A 25,368-nucleotide genomic window follows, 5' to 3' on the forward strand; every position below is an offset into this window, starting at 1 on the left:
ATGGCGACGTTCACGTCCTCCCGGACGGTCCGCGTGGGAGTTACTCGTTCTCCCCCATCGCATATCGGACGTTCGGGAGAGTCGCGTGGTGGCGCGACTTCCGCCCCGAAACGTGGTAGCGGGACTTTTCCGGCCCGGCGCGCGCTGGCGGACCCTCGTGGTCCGCCGACGGTGAGCGAGGGATGAGGTCCGCAAGGAGGAGCGACCGACGGGAGCGACGACCGAGGCTTGCGAGGCGCGAAACGCCTCGCTGACCTGTGACCGCCGGTCGCAGAAGCCGCAGTCGGTTGGGGAGTCGCGTGGTTCGCGGTCGGCGGTGGCGGTGCTGTGCGGTTTTGATAGTTCGAGTCTGAAGCTAGCGTCTCCGATTCGCCGTCGTCCGCGATGCCGTCTACGGTCGCTACGCAGTCGGCGGTGGCAGTCCGAGCGATTCGAGTCTGAAGCGCCCCCACCTTTCAACCAACTCCAGATACAGTAAACAAACAAAAACAAGTCTCAAAGAAATCTAAACACGTCTCGAAGCGGCCACCGAGGTTATCCCCGCGAGTCTCGAACCGACGGCGATGACAGACACCCACCGCGAGCAAGGCGTCGAGTTCGGCGAACTGGCCGGGCACTTGGACGGCCACGACTACCCCGCGACCACCCGCGAACTCGCCGATACCTTCGGCGAGTTCGAGATTACCTACGCTGGCGGGTCCGAGACGCTGGCCGCGCTACTGGCACCGATAGACGACACCTGCGACTCGGCGGCCGAGGTCCGGCAGGTCGTCCTGAACACCGTCGCTGGCGAGGCCGTCGGCCGGAAGGGGTACACCGACCGCGGCGCGTTCGCGTCCGCGCCTAACGACGTGTCGTTCTGAGCGTCGTGGTTCTTCTTTTCGCGGCCGTCTTTCCGGCAGTTGACCGTTCGAGCGACGGACGGGGTGCGTAAGCGAATCGAAGCTACGACTGCACCGCCGACCGCACGGTACGCCGACTACACTGCCGACCGCACGGTACGGCGACTACACCGCCGACTGCACGGCACGACAACTACACCGCCGACCGTGGACAGCAGAGAATCGAGGGACTAGCTTCGGGCTTGAACCAATCATACCGCACAGCACCGCCGACCGCGGACCACGCGCCTCTCCAACCGACTGCGCGTCGCGCTCCCTCCAGTCGCTCGATGCTGCGAACGACGTTCGCAAATCAGCGAGACGCGAAGCGTCTCGCAAGCCTCATCCCTCGCGCGGTCTGGCGCGAGATGAAACTCGCGCCAGACCACACCGGGAGTGGAGTCTGTGTCACGTATCATCCGAGTTCACGTCGGAGAAGAAACTTCCAACGTCCGTGCCGACTTCTCCGGCGGAAGTCCTTTCGACATTTCGGGCTACCGTGGGCGCGTCCGAAGTCGCTCGCACGTCTCCAACTGTCGTGCGCTGTCTGAAACTGCGGACTGCCGCCTTCGAGAACGACGCTTCAGACGACCGAATTCCCCCGGTAATCGCGGCTTACTCCGTCGCAAACGCGGCCTGAACTCGCCCGGCGAACGCTCCCGCGAGAGTAGGCGGTCGTTCCCCGCGCCGAACGTTCGTAAACGGACCTGAACGGACGACTACATTATCAAGGCGTGTCGGCAATGCTCCGATAGCAGAATTCGCCGACGGCGGGCGTCCGGCCCGCCGAGGGAGACGGGAGACACACTTTCAGGATGACAGCGAACACGACAGGGGCGACAGCACAAGCGGCCGCCGAAACCGTCGCAGACCTCTGCGAGGACCGCGAACTCGTCGTGGTATCGAACCGCCAACCGTACAGTCACGACTACGCCGACGGTGCGCAATCGACCGCGAGCGACGACCGCATAACCGTGGACCGCCCGGCGGGGGGTCTCACCGCGGCGCTCGACCCGGTGATGCAGGCCGCGGAAGGGACGTGGGTCGCGTGGGGCGACGGCGACGCCGACCGGGAAGTCGCGGACGACGACGGACGGGTCGGTGTCCCGCCCGAGGACCCGGCCTACGACCTCCGGCGCGTCTGGTTGTCCGACGAGCAGGTCGAAGGCTACTACCGCGGGTACAGCAATCGGGTCCTCTGGCCGCTGTGTCACCTCGACACCGCGAAGATGAAGCCCCGCGAGGAGTTCTGGCAGGCGTACCGCGAGACCAACGACGACTTCGCCGACGCAATCGTGGCCGCCACCGACGGCGCGGCCCCCGACCCCGTGGTGTGGTTTCAGGACTACCACCTCGCGCTGGCCCCGCGAGCGGTCCGGGAAGAGCGACCCGACGCCTTCCTCGCGCACTTCTGGCACGTCCCGTGGCCGTCCCGCGACGTGTTCCGGGCGTGCCCCCAGTACGAGACGCTTCTCGACGGCTTGCTCGCGAACGACCTCGTGGGCTTTCACACCGACGACTACTGCCGGAACTTCCTCGACTGCGTGGAGGCCGCCACCGACGCCCGCGTGGACCGCGCCAGCGCAAGCGTCTCGTACCGCGACCACCGGACGTTCGTGCGGTCGTTCCCCCTCGGCATCGACGCCAGTAGGCAGGCCGAACTCGCCGAGTCCGACGCCGCCGACCGGTGGTGGGCCGACTTCCGCGAGAGCCACGGTATCGACCCCGACGACGCCATCGCGGTGGGGGTCGAGCGCCTCGACTACACCAAGGGCATCGAACCCCGTCTCGCCGCCCTCGAACGCTTCTGGGCCGAAAATCCGGAGTGGCGCGGCGAGTTGACCTACGTCCAGAAGGGAACCGAGAGCAGGGCGGGCATCCCGGCCTACGACGACCTCCGAAATCGCGTGGCCGCCGAAGTCGAGCGCATCAACGACCGCTTGGGCACCGACGACTGGACGCCCGTGGTCTACACCACCGACCACCTGCCCGAGGAAGGAATCGCCGCGCTCTACCGGGAGGCCGACCTCGGTCTCGTCACGCCGGTCCGCGACGGGATGAACCTCGTCGCCAAGGAGTTCGTCGCGGCCCAGACCCGCGAACCCGGCGTCCTCGTCCTGAGCGAACTCGCGGGCGCGACCGAGCAGTTGGGCGACGAGGCCGTCGTCGTCCACCCACACGACACCGCGAACTTCGCCGACGCCATCGCCGACTCGCTGGCGCTCTCGCGGGTCGAACGCCGAAAGCGCGCCGCGGACCTCCAGCGCGAGGTCCACGCCGAAGACGTGTACGAGTGGTTGGAATCGACCTTCGAGACCGCCGCCGCCATCCAGCGCGGGCGTCGCTCGATTCGGCCGGACCGCCCGAGTCGCCCCGCGCCCGACGGCGACTGAGACCGACGACGCTCCGAATCGAGACAGCACTCCGACGACACCCGAACGATAACGACCCGAACGACGACGCATCCAACGATGCCAGACACCCCCGACATCCCCGACTCGCTTCGGGAGAACCTCTACGTCGCAGTGGAAGCACTGGTCGAACACGACGGCCTGTTGGTCGCCCTCGACTTCGACGGCACCTTGGCCGCCATCGAGAACCGGCCCGAGGACGCCACGATTCCCGGCCCGGCTCGGGAGGCAATCGTGGCGCTGGCCGCCGAACCGAACGTGGAAGTCGCGGTGGTCAGCGGCCGGGAACTCGCCGACGTGCGCGAACGCGTCGGCGTCCCGGACATCTCCTACGCCGGGAACCACGGCCTCGAAATCCACGCCGACGAGTACGAGGTCCACCCGACCGCGAGCGAGGCCGAGGAAACAATCGCACACCTCTGTGACCTACTGGCCCACCAACTCGCCGACGTGGACGGCGTCATCGTGGAGAACAAGGGCGTGACCGCGACGGTTCACTACCGACTCGTGGCCGACGACGCCGTGCCGACGGTCGTCAACGCCGTCGAGACGCTGGCGACGCCCCGCGACGACGTGCGCCTGACCACCGGCAAGAACGTGCTGGAACTCCGGCCCGCCGTCGAGTGGGACAAGGGCGAGGCCGTCCGGGAACTCTACGACCGACTCGTCCCCGACGACCGGCAGTGGCTTCCGGTCTACGTCGGCGACGACACCACCGACGAGGCGGCCTTCAGTCTCTTGGACGACCGGGGTCTCGGCGTCAAGGTCGGCGACGACCCCGGCACCGAAGCGCCGTACCGCGTCGCCGACCCGGAGGCGGTCCGGGCGATACTCTCGTGGCTGAGCGAGTACGGCGTCGAGTTCCTGCAGACCGACCACCACGCCGTCCCGGTCGGTGGGGCTTGACACCGCCCGGTCTCGTCTCTCCCCGCCCGTAACGCCGCGTTGAATCGGCGAGCGCCGACGCGAACGATGTGAACGGTCGCACCGGTTTATCCACCGAATCGGTCAATCCTCCAACGAACCATGGCAACTGACGACCGCGACACCGACGACGAGTACGGCGAAGAGCGCGCCGGGTCGGACGAAAGCCACGAAATCTACAGCAACGCAGGCCGGGATGTGGGCCGAGAGCCTGCCCGACCGAATCGGCGACGGTCGAACGCTGGACGCGGCGAGTTCGGGCCACAGGCGGGCGAGTCCGGTCGGCCGACGGACGAGTCCGGACCGCAGACGGGCGGACCGCAGACGGGCGGGTCCGGACGACGGTACGGCACTCGTCCCGACCAGACAGGACGACCCGACCCGACGGGTCGCTCCGAGGAGACGGGACGACCCGAAGAGATGCGACCACAGACGCGACGATACGGGTCTCGACCACCGGGAGAGACCCGCACGTCCGAAGGCAACGACGGACCGCCCCGGAGCGAATCCACCGGAGACCGAGGCGACGACCGAAGCGAATCCACCGGAGACCGGGACGTGTCCGAGCGACACGAATCCACGACCGGAGAACGTCCCGACCGGTCCGCGGAGAACCGCCGACCGCCTGCCGACGAGACGCCCAAGCGCCAGCAACCCCCGAAAGAGCCGTCTGAACCGAAGACGAGCGAGCGAAGCGAGCGCGAAGGCGGTCGTTCGGAGTCCGGCGACCGGGGAACCGAGACCGGCGAATCGTCCGACGAGACGCCCGGAGTCCCGAAGTACGGCGGGCCGCGGGACCCCGACTGGGAGCGGACCCGCGCCGAGGCGAGAGGTCGGGCAGGTACACGCGGCGGTCGGGCAGGTACACGCGGCGGTCGGGCGGGGTCACGCGACCCCGCCCGACCGCCCGAACGCGAGGGTCGCTCCGCGAGTACGAGCGACGACTCGACCGCCAGCGCGACCGGCAACGCGACTTCCAGCGGGACAAGAGCGGCGGAAAGTATCGGCGTCGATAATCGACGCTCTCGGCGGGGTCGGCGTCCGTCCTAATCGTCGGCGTCGGTCTCGACGCTGGCGGTCCGTCGGGCCGCGCGCTCGATGAACTCCTGTGGCAACTCGTCGATTTCTCCGGCTTGCACGCCCCAGAGGTGGGCGTAGAGACCGTCTTCGCCCAAGAGTTCGTCGTGGCTCCCGCGCTCCACGATTTCGCCGTCTTCGAGGACGACGATTTTGTCCGCGTCCTTGATGGTCGAGAGGCGGTGGGCGATGGCGAAGGTGGTCCGGTCTTCGGTGAGTTCGTCCAGACTCCGCTGGATGAGCATCTCCGTCTCGGTGTCCACGTCGCTGGTGGCCTCGTCCAGCACCAGAATCTCGGGGTCTTTCAGGACCGCGCGGGCGATGGAGATGCGCTGGCGCTGACCGCCCGACAACTTCACGCCGCGCTCGCCGACTTCGGTGTCGTAGCCCTCGGGCAGGTTCGTGATGAACTCGTGGGCTTCGGCGGCTTTCGCGGCCTCCACGATGTCCTCGTCGTCAACGTCGAAGGTGCCGTAGGCGATGTTCTCCTTGACCGTCCCGTAGAACATGAACGTGTCTTGGCTGACGTAGCCGACGGCTTGGCGGAGACTCGGCAGACTCACGTCCCGGAGGTCGGTGCCGTCGATGCGAATCGCGCCGTCGTCCACGTCGTACATCCGGAGCAGGAGCTTCAGGACCGTGGACTTTCCGGCCCCGGTCGGACCCACCAGCGCGAGGGTGTCGCCGCCCGCCACGTCGAAACTGATGTCGTCCACGATAGTCTCCTCGTCGTCGTAGCCGAAGGTCACGTCCTCGTAGACGACTTCGCCGTCCTCGACGGTGAGGTCCTCGGCGTCGGGGTCTTCCCGAATCCGACTCGGTTCGTCCATCAGTCCGAAGATGCGGGAACTCGACGCGTACGCGCGTTGATACATATTGATGATGGAACCGAACTGGGCCATCGGCCAGATGAACCGCTGGGTCAGCAGGATGAAGACGACGAACTCACCGCGACTGAGGTTCCCCGTGAAGAACCACGGCCCTTCGCCGTTGAGGACCCAGAGACCGCCGACGACGAACGTCAGTGCGAACCCAAGACCCGAGAGAATCTGCAAGGACGGGAAGAACTTGATGCGGGTGACGATAGCGCCCCAGTTCGAGTCGAAGTAGTTGTTCGACACGTCCTCGACCCGGTCGGACTCGTAGCTCTCGGTGTTGGATGTCTTGATGACCTGAATCCCGCCGAGGTTGTTCTCCAGTCGGGAGTTGACCTTCCCGACCGCAGAGCGCACGTCGGCGTACTTCGGCTGGATAATCTCCACGAACTTGTAGGTGAACGCCGCGATGAGCGGTACCGGCACCATCGCCACCAGCGCGAGTTGCCAGTTCATGCTGAACAGGATGACCGCGATGGCGACGACCATTACCGACAGGCGGAACGCCGAGTTCATCCCGTCGTTGAGAAAGCGCTCCAGTCGGTTCACGTCATTCGAGAGGATGGACATCATCTCGCCGGTCTGCTTGTCGGCGAAGAAGTCCATGTTCAGTCGCTGCATCTTGTCGTACGTGTCGGTCCGAATCGAGTGCTGGATGTTCTGGGCGAAGGAGTTCCACCCCCAGTTTCGTGCCCAGTGGAACGCCGCTCCGAATCCGAACGCCCCCGCGACGATAGCGACCGAGAACCAGAACTGGTCGGTCGTCGTGGCTGGCGCGATTTCGGCCGCGAAGCTCTCGGACATCAGCGGGAGTTGCCCCGCGAGCGCCTCCGGGTACGGAATCTTGGCCGCGTCCTCGGAGAAGAGCGCGTCGATAGCGACCCCGAGGATGATGGGCGGGAGGAGGTTCAGCACCCGCGCGAAGACGCTCGCCACGACGCCGGTGACGAACGCGGAGGTGTTCTCGGACCCGTATTCGAGGAATAGCCGTTTCATCGGATTCTCGGCCTGCTCCCGTTGTTCCTCGAACGGGTCGTCGTCCTCGTCAATGAAACTCATTATCACTGTGGAAAGGTTCGGGTGTTGAAAAACTTTCCTTCGAATCGAAATACCGGTGTCGGAGAGTCGAGCGTTCTCATCGGACTTCGAAGTGAAGCGCAGGCCGACCTTATGGATGACGGTAGTGTGAGGCGGTGACGGACAGGTCTCGTCTACAACGACCGGCTTTCGACTTCCGGGTCCACCTCTGCCGCGGCCAAATCCTGCCGGATGCGCTCGCGTAGGGGGTCCGGGACGGTGTTCCGGCCGACCGGAACCGCGGTTTCGCCGTCGCCTTTCACCTTCCAGTAGACGACGCACTCGCTCGGCGCGTAGAACTCGATGCTGTAGTAGTCGTCGCCGCCCTGATAGTGGACGCGGGCGGCGAAGCCTTCGGCCTGCCAACCGTCCTGTTCGGCGAGGGCCGCGACTCGTTCGTCCATACCCGGAGGTGGTCGGCGTCCGTGGTAGTGGTTACGAAAGCCGACCGAGAAGGTAACAGTTATTTCCGGCGAGCGATTTAGGTCGGATACCGGGTCCGTGGTCTAGTTGGTTATGACGCGGCCTTTACAAGGCTGAGGCCGGTGGTTCGAATCCGCCCGGACCCACTCGATTTTCCGACGAGTACGCGACGAGCGCCTCGTGCGCTCGTCACCCCGCGAGTCGTGAATCGGGGGAGGAAGGGCGATTCGTAACCCTGCAAGTCGCACGCTCGCGGAGGGAGCGAAAGCGACCGAGCGAGAACGTCTTGCTCCGGTTCGAATCCGCCCGGACCCACTCGATTTTCCGACGAGTACGCGACGAGCGCCTCGTGCGCTCGTCACCCCGCGAGTCGTAGCACGTTCACGAACTAACGTCGTCGAACGCGGTAAACCGTACATCCGAATCGAGATACGCCTCGAAGTTCTCCTGAAACCACTCTTCTACGATTCCAACTCCTCCTAAATCGTACCCGCAGTACCAGCCTACTCCTTGGGCGTACATCAGAACGCCCTCCTGCTTCTCACTGTCGTTCTCATCCGCGTAGTTCGACTCCGGGCAGGGATAGAACGCCGCGTCCCCCTCGACCTCCTCGAAATAATGAAAATCTCCTAACGTGATTCCGAGCGCCTGCACGTTCACCAATCCGACATCGGTTTCAAAATATTCCATTTCTTCGAGGGGTTCGACGAAATATCGTATCGGTTGCGGTACGTCTTCGTCCATGCAATCGGACACGAAGTAGCACGTGAAAACTATTCTGGACGATGAAGTTGTAGTCTCGTTAATTATCTCCTCCGGTTAACTAAAAGATAATATCGAGCGAATCACGCAGACGATTCGCGCGCTTCTGGCGATGTCGCTCCCGTCGTCGTGGCAACCTTCTCGCACCCGACGCGCTCGGGGCGTCGCCGCGGAGTTGGCACGTGTGGCGAAGCCGGATTGTCATCCCGTCGTGGACGACTATGCGCCGTTGCCCGACGAGATCGGTGACGAGACAGTCGGCGAGATGTACGGCGTCGCCGTGGACTGTCGAAGCAGTAGGATTATCACGATTCCGAACCTCGGGAATCCCACGCTATGAACGAGACCGACCTCGACGAACTGATTTCGTCACTGACGCCCCACGAATCGGCGGACAGCGTAAAGACCTACCGCAACACCGTCAGCATCTCTTGTCCGGCCTGCGAGGACCCCTTCGACGATTTGGTCGTCTGTTCGGGCGAGTACGACAGCCTCGAACTGAGCAAGGTGCTCGACCTCTGCGTGACGACTGTGGACGACGACGTGCTTCTGTTTACGCACCAGCACTGACTCGGCGAATCGTCGGAACGGGTCTCGAAGCCCGGCCGTCCCGACCACGGGGAGAGGAGGTTTCGTCTGTTCTCGTCGGCGAACGAACTCCCCTTCGCTCGGAGATGTAGAACGGTGAGAGGGGATTTCGTCTGTTCCGTCCGAGTCGCTACCACGTCGGCTCGCGTGTCGGAGAGAGTACGTTTCGTCTGTTCTTGGGAGTCGTTCTCGCGGTTGCGGTTCGCGGTCGCGTCGTCTCGGCGAGGAGGGAGAGTGGCTTTCGTCTGTTTTATTGGGCGGCCAGCGAATGCTGGAGTGTCGATGCACTCGTCGGTGTGGCCGGAACAGTTGGGGCAATCGTCGGAGCGACCGGAGAAGCCGAGAGAACTATCGGCGTCGCCCGAGAAGTCGAAGTACCCTTCGGAACCGTGGCCGAAACTGGCCGACACACAGAGAGTACGTTTCGTCTGTTTTCGTGTGAGACACTGGTCCCCTCGTTTCGAGTCCGAAATTCCAGCTAGCAATTTATATCTTTGTATAGCGGCAAGCGGCTTCTCGAACTCTCTCCCTCCACTCGAACGACGTATTTCTCACGAAATCTACTCTCTCATATCTACTTAAAAGATTCAAAACTCACGAAACAGGAGAACAGTGGTTTTATATATCTTCCTTCAGAGTTCAGACCGAGAACAATGGGCGGGCTGTTCAGCGACGTTACAGACACTATCTTCCTCGACAAGGAAGTCCTCGAAGAGGAGTACCAACCGGACGAAATCCTCGAACGCGAGGAAGAGATAGACGAGTACAAATCCGCGTTCAAAGACGTTCTCTTCGGCCGCAACCCGTCGAACGTCATGCTCTACGGAAAGGCTGGCGTCGGAAAGACCGCGGTCACGCGCTACGTTCTCGACGAACTCGAAGCCGAGACCGACCAGCGCGAGGAAGCGGACGACCTGTACGTCCACCGCCACAACTGTAACGGTGACACGATGTTCAGCGCCGTCCGAACTCTCGTGAACGGACTCCTGCCCGAGGGGAGCGCGCCGTTCCCGAAGAAGGGTCTCTCGACGGCCGACGCCCTCGAAGAGTTCTACAGCCAACTCGACCGCCTCGGCGGGACCCATCTGGTCGTCTTGGACGAAATCGACCACCTACAGGACGCGAACGAACTGCTCTACGAACTCCCTCGCGCCCGCGCGAACAACCACATTATAGAAGCCCGAATCGGCGTCATCGGCATCAGCAACAACTACACCTTTCGACAGCGCCTCTCGGCGAAAGTACAGGACGCGCTGAAAGAAGAGGAAATCTCGTTCAGCACCTACGACGCCAACGAACTCCGGGCGATTCTCCACGACCGGGCCGAAAAAGCTCTCTCGGACGATAGCTACTCGAACAGCGCCATCGCCAAGGCCGCCGCCGTCGCGGGACGCGACACGGGGAGTGCCCGACAAGCAATCGACCTCCTCCGAAAGGGCGCGGAAATCGCCGAGCAGAACGACGAACCGATGGTCGAAGACGACCACATCGGTCTCGCCCGCGAAGCGGTCAAGCGCGGCCGCCTACAGGACAAAATCGAAGACCAGTCGCTCCACGCCCGCCTCGTCCTCGAAGCAGTGGCCCAACTCGACCACGTGGGCGAGACGCCCGCTCGCTCGAAGGAGATTATGAAGATGTACCGCCGCGTGGCCGCCAAGCGCGCCGAGGAACCGCTGACGACGCTCAAGAGCATCCAGAACCACCTCAGCGACCTCTACATGCTCGGGTTCCTGCTCCGTCACGAGGAGAACGAGGGACGGAAGGGCGGGTCGTACCACGAGTACGACCTCGACATGGACGCCGACGTAGTGTTCGAGGTCTGTGACGAACTCGACAGGGAAGAGGCGGTGTAGCGTCGCTATACCCTACTTCGCGGCGTCCGAACTTTCAGCTACAACCACCCCAACTCGGCGTTCCGCTCTTCCAGATACTCCGCTCCGATTCGCGCCGTCTCCGGCAACGACACCCGGTCGCCGCGTCGCTCTGCGACGCTCTCGCGGAGGAACGGGTGGCCGGGGTCGAACTCCGGACTGACCCGAATCCGGCGCTCGGCGTCGAGGGTGAACAGGTCGGCGTCGAACGCGCGGTGGTGGAGCGCGTTCAACACGAGGGCGTTCTCCGGGTCTTCGGCGGACTCCGGGGAGTCGCTTCGCGGAACGACGTGCGCGAGGTCCAGCAGGGACGCCTCCCGAACGTCCGTCATCGCGCACCGATGGTCGTAGCGGTCCAGTACCTCGCTCCGGAACCGGGCGCTGACGGTGACTCGCTCGCGTTCGTCCCGTCGGCGGGTCCCGCCGGTGTCGCTCACGACTTCGCCCGTCGGCCACTGGCGGACCTCGCCCGTCCGAACCCAGTCGCGCCACACCGACGGTGCCCGCTCGTCGCTGTTCGTCCGCACGCGGTCGTGAAGCCACGTCGGAGCGACCGCATCCGCGTTCAGCACCGTGAAGTGAAAGAGGTAGTTCGGGATTCGGTTTCCGTCGTCGTCCCGGTAGTTCTTCACCTCGAAGTAGTCGGGCACGCAGAGGCCGCAGAACTCCACGATTCCCGGCCGCGGCTTTCGGAAAACCAGTACCGGCGGAACTCGCTCGCGGTTGCCTCTGGCGGCGTGGTCGAACGCGCGCTTGATTTTCCCGTTCCGGTGGGACTCGTCGTAGGGGTTGCCGTGTTTGGCGTCGCCCCAGTAGTCGATTCGGCCGCGGGAAGTCGAGAGCGCGTCTCGCCACGGGTCGGCGTGCTGTGACACGCCGTCGTCGTTGGAGACGAGGACGATGGCCGCGGGGTCGTCGGCCACGTCAGAACTCAACTCGCGGATGCCGCCCGTGTTCTTGATGCCGGTGTCCAACGACCCGCGAATCCAGTTCAGAAACTGGTCTTCGGGATGTTTGGCGCTCCCTTTGTCCCGGTACTCGACGCCGATACGAAACAGGTCTTTCATAAACGAGACGAGAGAATCGAGCGGTATAGCTCCCTCGAGTCCGGTCGGGCGAGGGCAGACTGCCCTCGCCCGACCGGAGTCAGATTGCGCCTTCGTTCGACGCCCACTCCACGAGTGCGACGAGTTCCACGAGGACGAACAGGCCGACTCCGAACTTTACCGCCGTCGATAGTTTCCCACGCATCGTGCAAGACTACGGCCGAGGCGTAGTTACGCTTGTCGGAGTCGGGCGACTCGCTCGGCGCTCGCGGTCACTTGCGGTTGCTCGCGGTCACTCGCGTCTGCCGTCCACGAGCCATCAAAGCTATACCAACCTGCGAGAAACGCCACGGCCATGCACTGGCACGCCAGTAGGGTGGTGTGGTGAATCGTAGCGTGCTGGTCGCAGTCGTCGTTCTACTCGGCGTCGGCGGCGGCGTCCTGTACGTCAACGGCTCTGGTCCCGGCGGGACGCTCGACTCTCCCGACGGCGATGGAACGACTGGGGCGGAGACTGCGACGGCGACGACGACCGACGACGGAGCGGAGGGTCCGGCGACCGAGACGGTCGCAGACGGCGGTGACGCCGACCGAACGGGGACAGCGACGACCGGCGACTCGAACTACGCCTTCTCCATCCTGCGGGTCGAGAAGTGCGGGAACACCTGCCGGAACGTGACGGCGCGCCTGTCGAACACGGGCGCGACGGCCCGCGAGAACGTACGGGTCACGACCGAGATGTACGCCGACGACCAACTGCTCTGGTCGGGCAACGAGAGTGTGGGTACGCTCTCTGTCGGCGAGTCTCACACCTCCACCGAGCGTGTAGACGTGGGTTTCACCGGCGGCTTGGCAATCAGCGCCAACGACGGCTACGTCACCATCGTCACCGTGGTCGAGTCCGACGGCGGGACCACGCGATTCTCCGACCGCCGGAAAGTCGCCTGAGGCCGCAGGTCGCCTGCGGCCGCGTCAGTCGAGTTCGCCCCCGCAGTCCGGGCACTCGTCGTCGGCGATAGTCACCTGTGCGTCGCACTCCGGACAGAATTCGAGGTAGCAGGCCGGGTCGCCCATCTCGTCTGTGGTTCGGTACCGCTACTCAAAGAGTTTGTCCCGCTCCCGTCGTGGTGTTTCGAAACGCTTTTCTCTCTCATGTGCCTCGTTTCGAGTGCGCCGCCTTAGCTCAGACTGGGAGAGCACTCGACTGAAGATCGAGCTGTCCCCGGTTCAAATCCGGGAGGCGGCATTTTCCTGCGAACGAAGTGAGCAGTGAAAATGCTCACGACCGATTTGAACCCTGCCAGTCACAGCCCGGAACGACCCGAAGGGTCGCACGCCCGGAACGTCTGGCTCTGGTTCAAATCCGGGAGGCGGCATGATTTTGCGATTCGCAACACGGCGAGCGACTTCTAGGTCGCTCGTTTTCCTGCGAATCACAAATCTGGTTTCTCGGACGAATTCGAACTCTGCCAGTCACAGCCCGGAACGACCCGAAGGGTCGCACGCCCGGAACGTCTGGCTCCGGTTCGAATCCGGGAGGCGGCATCCGGCGACGCGACGGAATCCGGGGAAGGGCTATCAGACGGTTCATCACGAAGATTTATCGGAGGAACGACTCGTTTCGTGCGTATGGGGTATCGAGAAGACGCAATCCCGGAGGAGTTGCCGCAACACCCGTCCCGAGACGGGACGCTCGGCGACGACGTGACTATCGGTCAGTTGAACGACGGCGACGGAATCGCTGGCGAACTACTGATGCGGTGGAGCGGAGTCGTAAACGAGTACGCCCACGCCCTGTCGTCGTCTCCGGAACCACCGTCTCGGTTCGAAGATTCGAGCGTCGAGGAGGTGAGGGACGTACCAATCGGGGAGTGTTCGACGGACGAACTCGTCGCGCTAATCGCGTGGTACTGGTACCAATCGGGCGAGCGAGAATCGTTGTTCGACGGAGAAAGCGAGCCTTCGGCGTGACGAGCCAAGGTTTATACTTCGGATTTCGCTAGAAAGGGGTGATGGAGTCCCCGTTCGACGTGTTACTCGTCGATGCCGACGCCGACGACGAGGAGATAGAGCAGGCGTACAGAGAGCGGATTAAGGAGGCCCATCCGGACCAAGGCGGGTCGGTCGAGGAGTTCAAAGCGGTCCGGCGGGCCTACGAGCGAATCAAAGCGGGGTACGAGGAGCAGACGGAGGTCACGGCGGCCGACTTCGCGGACGAAGACGACTCGGACGACGAACGGGAGCAAGAACGCGCCTACTCCGAGGTGACGTATCTCAACTACGACGTTCTCTCGGACTTCGGGTGGCAGACCGACGACGAGCGACTGTTTCGGAAGGCGGCCGACGAGGACTTCGGGGAAGTGGACTACGGGCAGTTCCGGGTTCGGCCCGGCGAGTCACTGCTCGAAGCCGCGGAGGAACGCGGGTTCGCGTGGCCGTTCGCCTGCCGCGGCGGAGCCTGCGCCAACTGCGCGATTCTGCTCCTCGAAGGCGAGTTGTCGATGCCCTCCAGTCACGTCCTCCCGGCGGAACTGATGGAGCGCGGGTTTCGGCTATCTTGCAACGGGATGCCCATCACCGACGAGTTGAAAGTCGTCTACAACGTCAAGCACATGCCCGAACTCGACGACTTGCTGTTGCCGCCGCGCCCGTTCGAACAGGCGTACGCGAACGACTAGGCGTACGCCAACGACTAGGCGTACGCCAACGACCAGGCGTACGCCAACGACTGAGGCCTACGCCAACGACTGAGGACGATTGGACCGAGAACGATTGGAGCGTCCGGCGTCCGGACCGTCGGTCCGGACGCCGTGAGCAACTTTCACAGTTCTTTTAGAAATAGAAATAATTGCTTGAGCTTTATATGCCATTTCTTTAGAAACAGTATTGTACTTCACACCTCCCTCTCTCCGTGCGGGTGGCATTTGATAAGGTCGCGCGTCGAACGACGAGGCATGGTGGGGGACGCGATAGCGTACGACGACATCCTCGTGCCGACCGACGGGAGCAAAGCGGCCGAGCGAGCGGTCGAACAGGCCGTCGAACTCGCGGCCGAGAGCGGCGGAACCGTCCACGCCCTCTACGTGATGAACGTCGGGGACGCCGACTTCATGGTGACGCCCAGCGACATCGCCGAGACCAAAGAGCGCCTGCAAAAGAAGGGAGCGCGCTTCCTCGACGCGGCGACGGACCGCGCCGAGCAAGCGGGCGTCGAGTGCGTCACGGCGACCAAATCCGGCATTCCCGAAGACGAGATACTCGACTACGCCCGCGAACACGGCGTGGACCTCGTGGTGATGGGGCGGCGGGGCCGGTCGGACCCCGACAAACCCCTCATCGGGTCCACAACCAAGCGGGTTCTCGGGAAGACGGACGTGCCGGTCCGCGTCGTGTAGGTTCGACGCGTCCCGGAGGCGCGCCGCGAGTGACGCGCCTTCGGGACGCATTTAACCTCCGAAATCGGTGTATCACATATGACCGACCAGACGCTCGTCGACCTGTTGGAGGGGAACCGCGAACACGTCGAATCGCTCCCGTCGGACCACTTCGCCGACGTGCAGGACGAACAGCGACCGAGCGTCGTCTCCGTCTGCTGTTCGGACTCGCGGGTCTCCCAAGAGGGGATGTGGAACGTCACGGAACCGGGGCAGTTGTTCGCGCCGAGCAACATCGGCAATCAGGCGTGGGACGACTACGACGGCGAACGCGTCGTCAACGGCAACCTGCTCTATCCCGTCGCCCACACCGGCACCGAGACGATTGCGGTCGTCGGTCACACGGGTTGTGGCGCGGTCACGGCGGCCTACCGCGCGGTCACCGAGGGCGAGGGTGCCGACTACCCCGGTATCGAGAAGTGGGTCCTGAGTCTCGTCCCGGTGGTCGAGGACGGCCTCGAAGACGACGCGATTGACGCCGCCGACGACGAGTCGGCGGTCGTCAACCGGCTCGTGGAGTACAACGTCAACCGGCAGGTCGCGTTCCTCCGGGAGGCCGACGCGATTCCGGACTCGGCGTCGGTTTACGGGTTCGTCTACGACTTCCAGCGCGTCTACGGCGACGTTCCCGGTCGAACCTACCTCGTCAACGACGACGGCGAGACCGACCCGGACGCCATCGCCGACCGACTCCCCTCGGAGTACGCCGACAACGTGGCGAGTCTGCTCCACTGACGCTCGGCCCTCGTGGCGTCTCCGCCTCCGATACCGAATCCGTGGTATCGATTCTCTCGGAAGTCTTATCCGTAACCCGGCCCTTGCTATAGTTGCAATGGCGAAAGGTACGGTCGACTTCTTCAACGACACCGGCGGTTACGGCTTTATTGACACTGAGGACGCGGACGAGGACGTTTTCTTCCACATGGAGGACGTTGGCGGCCCGGACCTCGAAGAGGGAACGGAAATCGAGTTCGACATCGAGCAGGCTGACAAGGGTCCACGAGCGACCAACGTCCAGCGACTGTAATTCGGTCGGACTTTTGCAATAACTAATTACTTCGTTTTTTTGACCGGGTAGCGACGGCGTTCGCGCCCGTAGCGACCGAATCGGCGTAGCGAGCCACTCGTCCGAATCGTAGCGACCGAACGGGAGAGTCGTGAGACTTCGGTCCGGCGTGCTTACTCGCCGAGTCGGTTCATCTCGTCGTCGGAGAGTTCGAGCGCCGACGCCGCGACGTTCTGTTCGAGGTGGTCCACGCTGGAGGTGCCCGGAATCGGTATCGTCACCGGCGAGTGCTGGAGCAACCACGCCAGCGCGACCTGTCGCGGCGTCGCGTCGTGGTTCCCGGCCACGTCCTCCAGTACCGACTTCTTCTCGCCGAGTTCGCCGCCGCCGATAGGGAAGTAGGAGATGAAGCCGATTCCGGCGTCCTCACACGCTTCCAGCACGTCCTCGTGGTCGCGGTTGCCGACGTTGTACTCGTTTTGAACCGTCGCCACCTCGACCATCTCGCGGGCCTCGTCCAACTGCTCGACGCTGACGTTGCTCAGGCCCACGTGGTCCACGAGTCCGTCGTCTTTCAACTCCGCGAAGGTGTTCACCGCGTCCTCGAACGAGCAGTCCACGTCGGGCGTGTGCAACTGGTAGAGGTCGATGCTCTTGACGCCGAGTCGGTCGAGGCTACAGAGGACCTGATTCCGGAAGAAGTCGGGGCCGCCGTGGGGTATCCAGTCGCCCGACCGGTTCCGGAGGAGTCCGGCCTTGGTCCCCACCACGGCGTCGTCGGCGTCGATGGCCTCGCGGACGATGCGCTCGCTGACCCCCGGTCCGTAGGAGTCGGCGGTGTCCACGAAATCGACGTTCATCTCGACCGCGCGCCGGAGAACTTCGCGGGCCTCGGTCTCGTCGTCAGGCGGGCCGATGATGTCCTCGCCGGTCAACCGCATCGCGCCGAACGCGAGGCGATTGACCGTCAGTTCGCCGCCGATGTCGAACGTATCGCTCTGATTTTCGCTGACTTCGACCATACACCCCGTGCGTCTGTGGCCTCAATAGTCGTTCTGGCGGAACTCGTCTCGCAGAACCCGGTGAGAATCGTGCCCGTGGGAGAGGACGAGAAGCTAGCGACGGGCTTGAACCAATCAGACCGCACAGCACCGCAACCGCCCCGCACCGCCGCCGCGGGCCTCACGCCTCCCCAGCCTCGCGGCCGCCTGAACGCGGCCGCTCCCTCGCGCGGACGGGCGCGACCGCTTGCGGGTCGCGCCCGCGCGCCGGGATGTCGGACGGTCACCAGTCGTCGGCTCTGACCACTGGTCGTCGCTCACCGCCACTGGTCGTCGCTCACCGCCATGGTCGTCGGCTACAGCCACCGATTGTCGGTGAGTAGAGTCTCCCTTCCGAACTCGTACGAGGGCGACTCTTTTGGGGGTTGCTCCCGAACGTCACCCAGCAATGAGTGACGCCCCTGCGAGGTTCGACCTGTCCGCCGAGTCCGAGGCGTTCGGCTACCCGCGGTCGGCAGTCGCGGCCGACCTCGCGGCCATCGGCGTCGTCGGCGTCGTCCTCGTCGCGGTCCAGTTTCTGCTTCCCGCGGCGGTCCACGACCGCCTCGCGTTCGACCACGCCGCGTTCGCGCCCGCGACCCTGCTGACGGCGGCGTACGTCCACGCCGGGACCGACCACCTGCTCAGCAACCTCGGCGGCTACGTCTCGCTGTCGCTGGTGACGTACCTCGTCTGCCTCCACGCCGACCACCGGGCGTGGTTCCGCCGGACGTTCCTCGCGTTGCTCGCCGTCCTCCCCGTCGCGGTCAACCTCACGAGTTACGCCATCCTCGAAACCCGGTTCCCCGGCGCTACCCCCGTCTCGCGGGGGTTCTCGGGCGTGGTCGCGGGGTTCGGCGGGTTCCTGCTGGTCGCGGTAGCGGTCCACCTCCGGCGGTCGTACTCGCGCGAGACAGTCTTCTTCGTCGGCCAGTTCGCGGTCCTGCTCTTGCTCGGGGAACTGCTCTGGATTTACGCCGCGCGCGTCACCCTCCTCGAAGGCGCGGCCGTGACCGGCGGGTTGGCACTGGCGGTTTCGGGTATCGTCTCGCGGGCGCGCGGGCGAACCTTCGGCGGCGACCACTACCAGCAGGTCGGAGTGGACCTGCTGTACGTCGGTCTCGTCTTCGCGTTGCTCGTCTGGTTGATTTACGGTCTCTTCCCGGCCGACCCCGTGAACCACGGGCGGTTCACGAACGTCTTCGCCCACGGCGCGGGGTTCGTCGAGGGCGGCGTGCTGTCGGCGCTCGCGCTCGCCGTATTCCGTCCTTGAGTCGGCAACAGGTTTGAGTAGTCGGGGTGCCTACTCACGGCTACGATGATGGCGACTACTCACGCCCTGTTCGGAATGGCGCTCGGAGCGGTGGCGCTGTTCGTCGCGCCCGAGTACGCCACCGTCGCAATCGCGGCGGGCGGGGCGGGCGGTCTGTTCCCGGACTTGGACCTCGCGGGTGACCACCGGAAGGACCTCCACTTCCCGGTGTACTTCTCGCTCGCGGCGATTCCGGCGCTCGCGCTCGCCGCGCTCGCGCCCTCGACGGTCACGGTAGCGGCTGGGGCCTTCCTCGCGTCGGCGGCGCTTCACTCCGCCAGCGACGCCCTCGGCGGCGGTCTGGAACTCCGGCCGTGGGAAGCCACCTCCGACGAGGCCGTCTACGACCACTTCAACGGCCGGTGGGTCGCCCCGCGCCGGTGGATTCGCTACGACGGCGCGCCCGAGGACCTGCTGGCGGCCGCCGCGTTCGCGGTGCCGGGCGTCCTCTACGCCGAACCGCTCCAGCAGGCCGTCCTCGCGCTCCTCGGGGTTTCGACGGTCTACGCTCTCGTCCGGAAGCGCCTCGTGGACTTCGGCGAGGAAGTCGCGGAGCGACTTCCGGCCGGACTCGCCGCCCACCTAATCGACGAGTGACGGGACCGTCGCCGTGTGAGCCGTTCTCGATGGTCTCGGGCGCGAGCGACGCCGAACCGCCCTACCGCGCATCGAAGGGTTTATCCGCCGCGTGACCCTCAGACTCCAGTAATAACCATGTCGGACAAACCCGCCTCGATGTACCGGGAAATCAGCAAGCCGCCGTACACCCGACGCGAGTACATCACCGGCATCCCCGGTTCGAAGATCGCACAGCACCAGATGGGCGACCTCAAGGCCAACAAGGACGACTACCCCGTCCAAATCAGCCTCGTCACCGAGGAAGAGTGCCAGATTCGACACGGCGCGCTCGAAGCCTCGCGCCTCTCGGCCAACCGCCACCTCCTGAAGGAACTCGGCGAGAAGAACTACAAGATGATGCTCCGCAAGTTCCCCCACCACGTCATCCGAGAGAACAAGCAGGCGACCGGTGCGGGTGCGGACCGTGTTTCCGACGGGATGCGACAGGCGTTCGGTAAGGTCGTCGGCACCGCCGCCCGCATCCAGCGCAACGACCGCATCTTCACCGCGTGGTGCCACCCCGAGCAGGCACCCGTCGTGAAGGACGCGCTCCGGCGCGCCTACAACAAGATTTCGCCGCCGTGCCGCGTCAAGGTCGAGAAGGGCGAGAAGCTTCTGGTCGCGTAACCCGACTCCCACTTTTTCGACTTCGGTACTGACCGCCGGTGACAGTCCGACCGAGAGCGGTCGCGTTACGTCGCCGGGACCGACGCGGACGCCGGACGGTCGAACTCGGCGCGTTCCTGTTCATCGAAATTAACTTACCGATTTGTGAGAGGGGTAGCGTATGGAACTACGTGAGGTCGCTATCTTCACCGACGACGTGCAGACGACGGCGAAGTTCTACGAACACGCCGTCGGCGAACCGGTGTTCGCTGAGGAGTCGAAGGTACTCTTCGACGTGGAGGGCGTCGAAGTCCTCGTCCACGAGACCTACGACCCGGCGGACGGCGACCTGCCGTGCGAAGACCACTACACGTTCGCCGTCGAGGACGTGGACGAGGCGTTCGCCCGCCTCTCCGGGAAGAACCTCAGCGTCTACCGCGAACCGGCGGACTACGACTGGGGGCGGTCGGCGTACTTCAGGGCCTCGGACGGACGAATCGTGGAGATTACCTCGGCGTAGCGTCCGGTCGAAATCGATAGAAAGTGGCCCGTCTCGGCGCGCCTTCGCTACGATTTCCCGTCCTCGATTTCGTTTAGCGGTGCTATTCTACCAGTTAGTTAGATTTCGAATGCCGAAATGTAGCTACTAGACGTAGTTCACGGTCTCCGCTACACTCAGAACACTGCACGAAGCTTCCGATGGAATGTCCATAGACGCACTTTTCATCGACTGATTCCTCCGACTGGGGACGCCGGACCGATACGTCCGTCAGTACGTCGAAGGCGGTCGTTCTAGAATCTCGAAAATCTTGGTCGCTCTGTACTCCTCGTTCCGTCGCTTGCCGGTGACTCCTTCTAAGATGCTACTCTCGACGGAATTCCACGCCAACACGTTACTCGTAGGGCGCTTTTCACCTCGTTAGTCGCGGTTCAGGACTCCACAGTTCATACTGCGACCGTCTCGTTTTGTCACGTCCACCGCCGCGAAACGCATCTTTTTACCGCCCGACTCCTACCGTCCGGATATGCTGGACCTCGCGGTCGCCTACCGAGAGGAGACGTTCGAGCGCATGCGCGACCCCCTCGCCGAGCGCGGAATCGCGGTCCACCACGTCACCGCGGAAGGCCGGTCTCTCTCGCTCGCGGACCCGCCGTGGTCGCCCGACGAGTTCGACGCCGGGTTCGTCTACCCTTCGCGGGCGATGGAGGGCGGGGTGGTGGACGCGCTTCTCGACGTGCCGTGGGTCAACGGCCGCGAGTCGATTCTGACCTCGCGGAACAAGGCGGGCGCGATTGCGCGACTCGGACGCGCCGGGGTTCCGGTGCCCGACAGCGTCCTCGTCTCGAACCCCTCCGACGAGTCGGACCTGCTGGCGGCCTTCGACCGATTCGACCCGCCGGTCGTTGTCAAACCCAACTCCACGACGCGCGGCGTCGGCGTGGCGAAGGTCGGCGACGCCGACTCGTTTCTCGGCGTGACCGACTACCTCGATTTGGTCCACGACTACCGCGCGACCGGCGACAAGTCCTTCCTCGTACAGGAGTACCTCCCCGACGCCACCGACTACCGCGCGATGGTCGTGGACGGCGAGTGCGTCGGCGGCGTCGAGCGCCGGATTCCCGACGACGCCGACAGCGAACGCTGGAAGCACAACGTCCACCGCGGCGCGGTGGCGACCGGCGTGGACCTCCCCGCGGACCTCCGGACCCTCGCCGAGCGAACGGCCGACGCCCTCGGCATCGACTTCCTCGGCGTTGACATCCTCGTGACCGACGGCCGCGCGGTGGTCAACGAGACCAACGCCCGCCCGACCATCGACGCCGAGACCAAGTACGACGAGGGATTCTACGACCGACTCGCCGGACTGGTTCGGGAGACGGCCCAAGAGTGAGACGGCGGTTTCGGGGCTTTCGGCAACTTCTCCGAGTGTTAAAGACACTTGTATATTCTCCAAAGAAATATTTTCCAGTCTTGGACTCGTCGGCGCGGACCACAGCGGATGCTCTCGGCGGGATAGCCGACGGGGGTGCGCTCGGTCGACCGACCGCGAGCGGGCGGGGGCGTTCGTCGCGGTCTCTATCGGGTCGTTTACGGTATAGAGCGGGTACAATCACCGACCCCCCGAGAAAATCGAAGAGAGACGAACCTCCGAGCGCGTCTACTGCACGTCGATGTCCGCCGAGTCCTCGGCCTTGTCGAAGTTGACTTCGAGGACGCCGTTGTTGTACGTCGCCGTCGCGGAGTGTTCGTCGACTTGCGCGGGCAGACGGACTCGTTCGTCGTACTCGCGGTGGTCGCTGACCGCGCTGATGGTCAGCATCTCGCCGTCGCACTTGAGGTCGATGTCGTCTTTCTCGACGCCGGGGAGGTCGGCGATGACGCGCACCACGTCGTCGGCCTCGTGAATATCGACGTGTGTCTCGGTGCCGAACCCGGTCTGGCCGCCGGTCCCGCCGCGTTCGACGTGCATGTCGAAGTCGTCACCCATCATCTCGTTCATCATGCGCTCGATTTCGCGGAAGAGGTCGTCGAAAGGGTCGTCGCGGTCGTCTCGTCTCATGTACGAGAGTAGGAGGCATGCAAGCAAAAGCCTTTGGCACTCGGAACCCCCCGACGGATTGTGAATTCGGCAAGAAAATATAAATGTTATCGAGGCATAATTTTGGCCGGGGAACTATGAGTCCGATAACCTACTAACCCCAGTCTGTGGAATCGTCCCCGCTAACCAATCTTCGACTTTTTTGAGAACCGCTTGAGACGCCGGTTAGATGCCCATCCCGAGCGCCTCGTTCGTCGTCTCGATGCTCTCGGCGGCGTCGGCGGCGTTCGTGACCGCGCGAATCGCGTCCACGTTCTCGGGCACCACGTCGCTCTCCTGATGGATGGCTTGGAAGAGGTAGAGGTCATCGCCCTCCATCGTCACCGACTCGCCCCAGACGCAGTTCTCCCAGATGTCGGCCCGCGGGCGACCAACGTCTTGGGCGTACTCCTTCAACTTGCCCGCGCCGTCGATGTCGAAGTGTTCGGGGATGACGAACAGGCGCGACTCGCCTTCGAGCAACTCCCGAACGTCCGCGGCGTCGGGTTCGGATTCGAGCGTGACGTTGACGCTGTGCATGTGCATCAGCGTCGCGGGCACCTTCAGGCCGAGGGTGTCGATGTCGAGGTCCGGGAAGATGGTGTTCACGTCCGGACCGTGGTGGGAGGGAAGCGTGACCGGGTTCGGAACGATGTCGTTGATGGGACCCCGGCTGGTCTGGGCGGGGTCGCCGCCGCGCCGGACCAGCGTCGTTCGGACCTTCTCGACGCCGTACTCCTCTCGGAGCGGCGCGACCAGACGCGAGAGACCGGTCGTGTTACACGAGACGACCCGAACGTGGTCGGCACCGTTAGCGTCCGAGAAGTTCGACCGGGCGTTGAAACTGGTGTCCACGAAGTCCGCGGACTCGCCGCCCTGATACAGCGCGGGCGTGTCGTACTCGGCGTACATCTCCGAGTTCTGCTCGCCGATTCCGGAGGGGCAGGCGTCCACCACCACGTCGCTCTCCTCAACGAGTTCCTCGACCATCCCGGAGAGTTCGATGCCCGCCTCGTCGAATCGGTTCACCCGTTCCTCGACGGCGGCGTAGAGGGGATAGCCCTTCTCGATAGCTTGCTCGGCCTCGAAGTTGGGGCGCGTCTTGGCGACGCCGACGACTTCCATGTCCGGTTGCGCGCGTACTGCGTCCGCGACGCGCTTGCCAATCGTCCCGTAGCCGTTGATTCCGACCCGTAGCATGTACTTCGGATTCCAACGCCGACGCGCATAATGGTTTCGAGGGAGGTCGATGAGAATGTAACTACAGGGCGAGTAAGTCCTGTTCTCGGCGCTCCGCTCGCCTCGGTCTCGGTCGCGGAAATCGGAAATCGTTGGAGTCTCCGGTCCACGGTCCGCGAAGACGCCGGAAGACGACCGTGGCTTCCGAGCCTTCGTTCGCTACGCTCACGAAGACAAGACCTAACCTCTCCCCGGACCACCTGCCGAACATGAGCCTCCGAGACGCGGCCGAGACCGCCATCACGCAGTGTCTCGCCCTCGAAGAAACCGAGTCCTGTTGCATCGTCACCGACGACAAGCGCGAGGAAATCGGCGAAGCCCTCTACGACGTGGCCAGCGAAGTCACCGACGACGCGACGATTATCCGGTTCCCGCCGGGAGCTGCCACGGCGCGGAACCGCCCGAACCCGTCTCGGCGGCGATGGCCGCCAGCGACGTGTTCCTCGCGCCGACGACCAAGAGTCTGAGCCACACCCGCGCCCGAGGGGACGCGAACGAGGCGGGCGCGCGCGGCGCGACCCTGCCGGGCATCACCGAAGAGGTGTTCACGACCGGGCTACGGGCCGACTACGACGCCATCGCCGACCACTGCGAGGACGTGCTTGCGCAGGTCGAAGGTGCCGACGAGATTCGCGTCACCTCGCCGCAGGGCACCGACGTTACCTTCCGACCGGGCGACCGGGAGTGGTTGGACGACACCGGCATCGTCCACGAACCGGGCGAGTTCTCGAACCTCCCCGCGGGCGAGGTGTTCGTCAGCCCCGAGACGGCCGACGGCACCTACGTCGTGGACGGGACGATGATGCCCCACGGCCTGCTGGAGGAGGGCCAGACGCTCGAATTCGACGTGGAGGACGGGCAGGTCACGCGCATCTCCGACGACGAGATTCGCGGACTGGTCGAGGACGCCGCCGAGGAAGTCGGCGACGCGGCCTACAACCTCGCTGAACTCGGCATCGGGACCAACGTCGCGGTCACGGAACTGGTCGGGTCGGTCCTGTTGGACGAGAAGGCGGGCGGCACGGTCCACATCGCCATCGGCGACGACGCGGGCATCGGCGGCGACACCGAGGCCCCCATCCACTTCGACGGCATCCTGCGGGAACCGACGGTGTACGCCGACGGTGAGGAAATCGAACTGCCCCAGCCCTGACGATGGACGAAGCGGGGGCGGAACGCGAGATTCACGGCGAGCGAGTCCGCGGCGTCGGCGTCGGACCGGGGACGCGGTGCGCCCACTACGATTCGGAGCGAGACGTGGTGGCCCTGCGGTTCGCCTGCTGTGAGTCGTACTTCCCCTGTTTCCGGTGTCACGACGCCGCGGCGGACCACGACGCCGAGCGCCTGCCAGTCGAGAGCGACGAGTCGGCGGTGCTGTGCGGCGTCTGCGGTGCGGAACTGACGCCGCGGGAGTTCGTGGACGGCGAACATCGGTGTCCCGAGTGCGGTGTCGCGTTCAATCCGGGATGTGGGGACCACTACGACCGCTACTTCGACTTTGGGGAGTAGTCGGGATTTCGGAACTTTGCGGTTTCGGGTTCGGATTTTCGGGCGGCTACAGCGTCTTAGTCGGCTATATTCGGGATTTGCGATGGTTCG

The 25,368-nt window shown here is 64.4% G+C and carries 26 protein-coding genes, 2 tRNA genes and 1 pseudogene; 22 read left to right on the plus strand and 7 right to left on the minus strand.

All coding sequences use genetic code 11. The features are described 5' to 3' along the window. The first annotated feature begins 563 nt into the window (after positions 1 to 563). The 4 genes from P2T60_RS00280 (at position 564) to P2T60_RS00295 (ending at position 5,266) form a co-directional block, all read left to right on the plus strand. Complete coding sequence (locus P2T60_RS00280; protein WP_276280560.1) at positions 564 to 863, plus strand: DUF5789 family protein; 300 nt, start codon at positions 564 to 566, stop codon at positions 861 to 863. Between the two features lie 833 nt (positions 864 to 1,696). Continuing rightward, on the plus strand, positions 1,697 to 3,274 hold the full coding sequence (locus P2T60_RS00285; protein ID WP_276280561.1) for an alpha,alpha-trehalose-phosphate synthase (UDP-forming): 1,578 nt from the start codon (positions 1,697 to 1,699) through the stop codon (positions 3,272 to 3,274). Between the two features lie 78 nt (positions 3,275 to 3,352). Further along, positions 3,353 to 4,198 (plus strand): trehalose-phosphatase, encoded by an 846-nt coding sequence (gene otsB, locus P2T60_RS00290; protein ID WP_276280562.1) that lies wholly within the window; start codon positions 3,353 to 3,355, stop codon positions 4,196 to 4,198. A 120-nt stretch (positions 4,199 to 4,318) separates the two neighbouring features. Further along, the gene (locus P2T60_RS00295; RefSeq protein WP_276280563.1) at positions 4,319 to 5,266 is read left to right on the plus strand and encodes a hypothetical protein; all 948 of its coding nucleotides are present in this window, start codon (positions 4,319 to 4,321) and stop codon (positions 5,264 to 5,266) included. On the opposite strand, the gene P2T60_RS00300 is transcribed toward P2T60_RS00295, so the two are convergent. Beyond that, on the minus strand, positions 5,263 to 7,227 hold the full coding sequence (locus P2T60_RS00300; RefSeq protein ID WP_276280564.1) for an ABC transporter ATP-binding protein: 1,965 nt from the start codon (positions 7,225 to 7,227) through the stop codon (positions 5,263 to 5,265). The two genes, P2T60_RS00295 and P2T60_RS00300, sit on opposite strands and share 4 nt — an antisense overlap. Before the next feature lie 152 nt (positions 7,228 to 7,379). Further along, positions 7,380 to 7,649, minus strand: coding sequence for a DUF7538 family protein (locus P2T60_RS00305; RefSeq protein WP_276280565.1), 270 nt, complete (start codon positions 7,647 to 7,649; stop codon positions 7,380 to 7,382). Positions 7,650 to 7,740: 91 nt separating this feature from the next. On the opposite strand from P2T60_RS00305, the gene P2T60_RS00310 reads away from it, so the two are divergent. Continuing rightward, a tRNA-Val gene (locus tag P2T60_RS00310) sits at positions 7,741 to 7,814 on the plus strand. Positions 7,815 to 8,049: 235 nt separating this feature from the next. Here P2T60_RS00310 and P2T60_RS00315 read toward each other — a convergent pair. Then, the gene (locus P2T60_RS00315; RefSeq protein ID WP_276280566.1) at positions 8,050 to 8,412 is read right to left on the minus strand and encodes a hypothetical protein; all 363 of its coding nucleotides are present in this window, start codon (positions 8,410 to 8,412) and stop codon (positions 8,050 to 8,052) included. Between the two features lie 202 nt (positions 8,413 to 8,614). On the opposite strand from P2T60_RS00315, the gene P2T60_RS00320 reads away from it, so the two are divergent. From P2T60_RS00320 to P2T60_RS00330, 3 genes are all read left to right on the plus strand, one after another. Continuing rightward, the gene (locus P2T60_RS00320) at positions 8,615 to 8,770 is read left to right on the plus strand and encodes a hypothetical protein (RefSeq protein ID WP_276280567.1); all 156 of its coding nucleotides are present in this window, start codon (positions 8,615 to 8,617) and stop codon (positions 8,768 to 8,770) included. Then, positions 8,767 to 9,000 (plus strand): DUF7385 family protein, encoded by a 234-nt coding sequence (locus P2T60_RS00325; protein WP_276280568.1) that lies wholly within the window; start codon positions 8,767 to 8,769, stop codon positions 8,998 to 9,000. Before P2T60_RS00320 ends, P2T60_RS00325 begins: the two co-directional genes overlap by 4 nt. Positions 9,001 to 9,671: 671 nt before the next feature. After that, positions 9,672 to 10,871, plus strand: a complete 1,200-nt coding sequence (locus tag P2T60_RS00330; RefSeq protein ID WP_276280569.1) for a Cdc6/Cdc18 family protein — start codon at positions 9,672 to 9,674, stop codon at positions 10,869 to 10,871. Between the two features lie 38 nt (positions 10,872 to 10,909). Here P2T60_RS00330 and P2T60_RS00335 read toward each other — a convergent pair whose 3' ends face one another. Further along, a complete protein-coding gene (locus P2T60_RS00335) occupies positions 10,910 to 11,956 on the minus strand; it encodes an HNH endonuclease (protein WP_276280570.1) in 1,047 nt (348 codons plus the stop codon). Between the two features lie 363 nt (positions 11,957 to 12,319). On the opposite strand from P2T60_RS00335, the gene P2T60_RS00340 reads away from it, so the two are divergent. The 7 genes from P2T60_RS00340 (at position 12,320) to P2T60_RS00370 (ending at position 16,396) form a co-directional block, all read left to right on the plus strand. Continuing rightward, positions 12,320 to 12,883: a hypothetical protein gene (locus P2T60_RS00340; RefSeq protein WP_276280571.1), complete on the plus strand. Its 564-nt coding sequence runs from the start codon at positions 12,320 to 12,322 to the stop codon at positions 12,881 to 12,883. A 224-nt stretch (positions 12,884 to 13,107) separates the two neighbouring features. Continuing rightward, positions 13,108 to 13,181 (plus strand) — tRNA-Phe (locus tag P2T60_RS00345). Between the two features lie 383 nt (positions 13,182 to 13,564). Then, positions 13,565 to 13,906 (plus strand): hypothetical protein, encoded by a 342-nt coding sequence (locus tag P2T60_RS00350; protein WP_276280572.1) that lies wholly within the window; start codon positions 13,565 to 13,567, stop codon positions 13,904 to 13,906. 41 nt (positions 13,907 to 13,947) lie between these two features. Then, positions 13,948 to 14,613, plus strand: a complete 666-nt coding sequence (gene fer, locus P2T60_RS00355; RefSeq protein WP_276280573.1) for a ferredoxin Fer — start codon at positions 13,948 to 13,950, stop codon at positions 14,611 to 14,613. A gap of 276 nt (positions 14,614 to 14,889) precedes the next feature. After that, the gene (locus P2T60_RS00360) at positions 14,890 to 15,330 is read left to right on the plus strand and encodes a universal stress protein (protein ID WP_276280574.1); all 441 of its coding nucleotides are present in this window, start codon (positions 14,890 to 14,892) and stop codon (positions 15,328 to 15,330) included. Positions 15,331 to 15,408: 78 nt separating this feature from the next. Then, on the plus strand, positions 15,409 to 16,104 hold the full coding sequence (locus P2T60_RS00365) for a carbonic anhydrase (RefSeq protein ID WP_276280575.1): 696 nt from the start codon (positions 15,409 to 15,411) through the stop codon (positions 16,102 to 16,104). A gap of 97 nt (positions 16,105 to 16,201) precedes the next feature. Continuing rightward, on the plus strand, positions 16,202 to 16,396 hold the full coding sequence (locus P2T60_RS00370; RefSeq protein ID WP_137283947.1) for a cold-shock protein: 195 nt from the start codon (positions 16,202 to 16,204) through the stop codon (positions 16,394 to 16,396). A gap of 152 nt (positions 16,397 to 16,548) precedes the next feature. Here the strand turns inward: P2T60_RS00370 and P2T60_RS00375 are convergent, their stop codons facing one another. After that, a complete protein-coding gene (locus tag P2T60_RS00375; RefSeq protein WP_276280576.1) occupies positions 16,549 to 17,397 on the minus strand; it encodes an aldo/keto reductase in 849 nt (282 codons plus the stop codon). A 427-nt stretch (positions 17,398 to 17,824) separates the two neighbouring features. Between P2T60_RS00375 and P2T60_RS00380 the strand changes: the two genes are divergently transcribed. From P2T60_RS00380 to P2T60_RS00400, 5 genes are all read left to right on the plus strand, one after another. After that, positions 17,825 to 18,688: a hypothetical protein gene (locus tag P2T60_RS00380; protein ID WP_276280577.1), complete on the plus strand. Its 864-nt coding sequence runs from the start codon at positions 17,825 to 17,827 to the stop codon at positions 18,686 to 18,688. 45 nt (positions 18,689 to 18,733) lie between these two features. Beyond that, positions 18,734 to 19,324, plus strand: a complete 591-nt coding sequence (locus tag P2T60_RS00385; protein ID WP_276280578.1) for a metal-dependent hydrolase — start codon at positions 18,734 to 18,736, stop codon at positions 19,322 to 19,324. 117 nt (positions 19,325 to 19,441) lie between these two features. Continuing rightward, positions 19,442 to 19,972, plus strand: a complete 531-nt coding sequence (locus tag P2T60_RS00390) for a 50S ribosomal protein L16 (protein WP_276280579.1) — start codon at positions 19,442 to 19,444, stop codon at positions 19,970 to 19,972. A gap of 160 nt (positions 19,973 to 20,132) precedes the next feature. Then, positions 20,133 to 20,471 (plus strand): VOC family protein, encoded by a 339-nt coding sequence (locus tag P2T60_RS00395; RefSeq protein ID WP_276280580.1) that lies wholly within the window; start codon positions 20,133 to 20,135, stop codon positions 20,469 to 20,471. Positions 20,472 to 20,976: 505 nt separating this feature from the next. Beyond that, a complete protein-coding gene (locus P2T60_RS00400; protein ID WP_276280581.1) occupies positions 20,977 to 21,843 on the plus strand; it encodes an ATP-grasp domain-containing protein in 867 nt (288 codons plus the stop codon). 267 nt (positions 21,844 to 22,110) lie between these two features. On the opposite strand, the gene P2T60_RS00405 is transcribed toward P2T60_RS00400, so the two are convergent. Then, on the minus strand, positions 22,111 to 22,512 hold the full coding sequence (locus P2T60_RS00405) for an Hsp20/alpha crystallin family protein (RefSeq protein WP_276280582.1): 402 nt from the start codon (positions 22,510 to 22,512) through the stop codon (positions 22,111 to 22,113). Positions 22,513 to 22,716: 204 nt separating this feature from the next. Continuing rightward, on the minus strand, positions 22,717 to 23,730 hold the full coding sequence (locus P2T60_RS00410; protein ID WP_276280583.1) for a type II glyceraldehyde-3-phosphate dehydrogenase: 1,014 nt from the start codon (positions 23,728 to 23,730) through the stop codon (positions 22,717 to 22,719). Positions 23,731 to 23,978: 248 nt separating this feature from the next. Between P2T60_RS00410 and P2T60_RS00415 the strand changes: the two are divergent. After that, a pseudogene (locus tag P2T60_RS00415) lies at positions 23,979 to 24,922 on the plus strand (aminopeptidase). Positions 24,923 to 24,924: 2 nt separating this feature from the next. Further along, positions 24,925 to 25,278: a CHY zinc finger protein gene (locus P2T60_RS00420; protein ID WP_276280584.1), complete on the plus strand. Its 354-nt coding sequence runs from the start codon at positions 24,925 to 24,927 to the stop codon at positions 25,276 to 25,278. The last annotated feature ends 90 nt before the right edge of the window (positions 25,279 to 25,368 follow it).

This window comes from Halorussus caseinilyticus, from assembly GCF_029338395.1.
In the GTDB taxonomy this organism is placed as follows: domain Archaea; phylum Halobacteriota; class Halobacteria; order Halobacteriales; family Haladaptataceae; genus Halorussus; species Halorussus caseinilyticus.